Source organism: Pedobacter sp. 01T416_2 (assembly GCF_056398925.1).
In genome coordinates, this window is the sequence record NZ_JBFTQI010000875.1 from 1 (window position 1) to 2,314 (window position 2,314).

Sequence of the window (2,314 nt, forward strand, 5' to 3'; positions counted from 1 at the left end):
TACATAGAGAATAAAGGGAACAATGGGTACCACAAAATAACCTAAACTAAATACCCATCCAATAGGTAAAGTAATTACGTAAATAAAGATGAATTTCTTGATAAAAGCACTGTAAGAATATGGGATCGGTGTGTTTTTAATGCGTTCGCAAGCACCACAGATATCGGTAAATTGATTAAAATCGCCAGAAAGCACAATAAATTGTTCCTGCGAAATAGCGCCTTTTTCGAGTAGTTCGTATAACCTGTTAATTAAGCTGCCTGCAATCTGGTTTGGTACGTGCTTACCTTCTTCAACCTCTATCAAAAGACTGTTTTTGCCAAAATACATCCTTTCGCGTAAATGTTCTTTTAAAGCAAAAGCATATTTAGGAATGCCGTATTCGAAAAAACGGACATCTTCTTCTGTTAATTTAAGCGCTTTTATTTTCAAGGCCAGGTTGCGGCTCACATTCGTTAACGATCCCAATAACTTTCTTCCTTCCCACCACCTGTCGTATGCTGTATTTGTTCTGAAAACCAGTAGCATTGATAATACAAAGCCCAATAAGCTATGCATCATGCCTATATTGGTCACATAGCTGCTTTTAGAAAGTTGAAAAAAATTGAGTTCGGCAAATGCAACCAGGCCCGAAAAAACAGCTACCGCAAGCATTAATGGCCACAGTTTTCTAAAAGTATCACTTTTATGGATATGAAAAATGAAGGTACTCCAGTCTTTAGGGTTGTAATTGATCATTTTCTTGCTTTTTTATTTGATGAACCTTTTATCGTAAAACCTCTTTACTTACTTTTAAAAGTGCTTGTCCGGCCAAATAAACATCTTCGAAAGAGTTATAAAGAGGGACTGCGCTTAAGCGGATTACATCAGGTTCGCGCCAATCGCCAAGTACGTGGTTTGCCATTAAGCCATCAAAAATCTGTTTACCATTTTGCTGTGCGATGATGGATAACTGGGCGCCTCTATCTTTAGTTACTTTAGGTGTGATGATTTTATATTGCATTATGCCTAATTCCTTATTCACTTCATTTATAATAAATTCAAGATATGCAGTTAAAGTAACACTTTTATTTCTTAATGGTTCAATAAAGCCTGCTTGTTCGAAAATCTGAAGTGAAGCATGATATAAAGCCATTGGCATTACCTGTGTGCAACTTACCTGCCAGCCGTCTGCCCCGGCTTCTGGAATAAAGCCTTTTTCCATTTTAAAACGCTTACTTTCCTGATAACCCCACCATCCTGCAAAGCGGTTTAATTCGGTGTTGCTGAAATGTTTTTCGTGAACAAAGATTCCGCTTATTCCCCCCGGACCTGAATTTTGATATTTATATGAGCACCAACAGGCAAAATCAATATCCCAATCGTGAAGTTTTACAGGAACATTACCTGCGGCATGCGCCAGATCCCAGCCTACAATTGCGCCGATTTCATGCCCTGCCTTTGTAATGGTTTCCATATCGTACCATTGTCCTGTGTAATAGTTTATTCCACCAAATAAAACCAAAGCGATCTCATCTGCATTTTCTTTGATTTTAGCCAAGATATCTTCGGTATGAAGTATTTCTTCGCCTTCATTGGGGAAAACCTCTATAATCGCTTCTTTTGGGTCGAAACCATGAAATCTTACCTGGCTTTCTATTGCGTATTGGTCGGATGGGAATGCGCCACCCTCCATGATGATCTTAAATCGTTTACCTTTAGGCTGATAGAAACTAACCATTAATAAATGGAGGTTTACAGTTAGGGTATTCATCGGGCATACCTCTGATGGTAGTGCGCCAACAATCGGGGCCATTAACTTTTTGAGTGCCTTGTGATAGAACATCCAGGGTTCATTTCCATCGAACCAGCCCTCTACTGCATAGTTAGCCCAGTTGTTAAGCTGATTTTTTAAAACCTCACTGGCTACTTTAGGTTGAAGTCCTAATGAGTTGCCGCACAGGTAAATAAAATATTTTCCGTTATGGTTTGGAAATAAAAACTGAGACCTGAAATCGCGTAGCTGGTCGGTTTCGTCTTGTGTTTGTGCGAATAATAAGTTGTTTTCAAAATTCATTGCCTCAATAATACAAAAAAAGCAGGTATTGTTTCCAAACCTGCTTTTCAATTTATGTTATTTTATCAAACCTTGTTTGGTTTGCTCACATATTTATTGCCTTTTACAAAGAACCGCCACGGTAATAAAGCATGCTCTTTTGCGTATGCAATGCCCACGCGAGGTGTGGCAGCAATATCTTCATCTAGGTAGCGGATAGCATGATCCTCGATCCAGATTTCATCTCCGGTTAGATTTTTGGCGTTAAAAGCTTTATCT

At 38.8% G+C, this 2,314-nt stretch carries 3 protein-coding genes; all 3 read right to left on the reverse strand.

Annotated features, from left to right (window positions below):
• Window positions 1–738 (reverse strand): bestrophin family protein (locus AC1DPQ_RS25285; RefSeq protein WP_477611249.1); only part of this gene is annotated, 738 nt, incomplete at its 3' end.
• Window positions 739–766: 28 nt separating this feature from the next.
• Window positions 767–2,107 carry a kynureninase gene (gene kynU, locus AC1DPQ_RS25290; RefSeq protein WP_477611250.1) on the reverse strand — a complete coding sequence of 447 codons (1,341 nt, stop codon included), beginning with the start codon at window positions 2,105–2,107 and terminating at the stop codon, window positions 767–769.
• A 14-nt stretch (window positions 2,108–2,121) separates the two neighbouring features.
• Window positions 2,122–2,314: DNA-3-methyladenine glycosylase (locus AC1DPQ_RS25295; RefSeq protein WP_477611251.1), on the reverse strand; the 193-nt coding region annotated here is incomplete at its 5' end.